Annotated in this window: 1 protein-coding gene; it reads left to right on the top strand. The window is 32.7% G+C overall.

What is annotated here, in order from left to right; all coding sequences use genetic code 11:
- Positions 1–166 precede the first annotated feature (166 nt).
- Positions 167–391 (top strand): hypothetical protein, encoded by a 225-nt coding sequence (locus tag C200_RS12815; RefSeq protein ID WP_016212441.1) that lies wholly within the window; start codon positions 167–169, stop codon positions 389–391.
- Positions 392–532 lie beyond the last annotated feature (141 nt).

The raw sequence follows: 532 nt of genomic DNA, 5'->3' as shown, positions 1-532 counted from the left end.
TCCATGGCTCGCAGCGTTTGACTTGTTCATATGGTACTTAACATAAATTGAAGAATACTCTAACTTTATCTCGCTACCAGCCATTTACAGGTACTGCCTTTTACTTCTGGTAATAACAATGATAAAGTAATAATTAAGGCAAATAAGTAAGAAGGATAACTAAGTTATGTTTTCAAAAGCTAAAGCCCCTCTAATCATTTCAATTAGCTGTGTTATCATTTATTTCGCAGTTTTAGTCATTCAGATTTACAGTCCAGCCACTTTTGAAAAAAATCATACAGAAGTGCTAATTGGCTGTGAAAAGCTTGGTAAGCAAGCCAAAGAACTGTGTATCGAAAGAGTTGATGTAATGGCAAATCAGTCTAAACAAGCAACTAAAATTAAAGACTAAATAAATATAATTTATTAGTCTGCATATAAATTTTAGATAAGGTAATTGATCTTCTGATCAGAGGATTTTATATTCTTTCACTAATTAAGGTTGAAGCAAACATCGAGACCATACAGTTTCTTTTACGTAAGCGTCGCTACC

It is taken from the genome of Piscirickettsia salmonis LF-89 = ATCC VR-1361 (assembly GCF_000297215.2).
GTDB classification, from domain to species: Bacteria; Pseudomonadota; Gammaproteobacteria; order Piscirickettsiales; family Piscirickettsiaceae; genus Piscirickettsia; species Piscirickettsia salmonis.
The sequence above is the reverse complement of the archived record's forward strand: the minus strand, read 5'-3'. Positions and strand labels throughout refer to the sequence as shown.

What these genes read in the sequence shown, in the direction of transcription:
- C200_RS12815 (WP_016212441.1), top strand. Translation starts at nt 167, where the DNA reads ATGTTTTCAAAAGCTAAAGCCCCTCTAATCATTTCAATTAGCTGTGTT.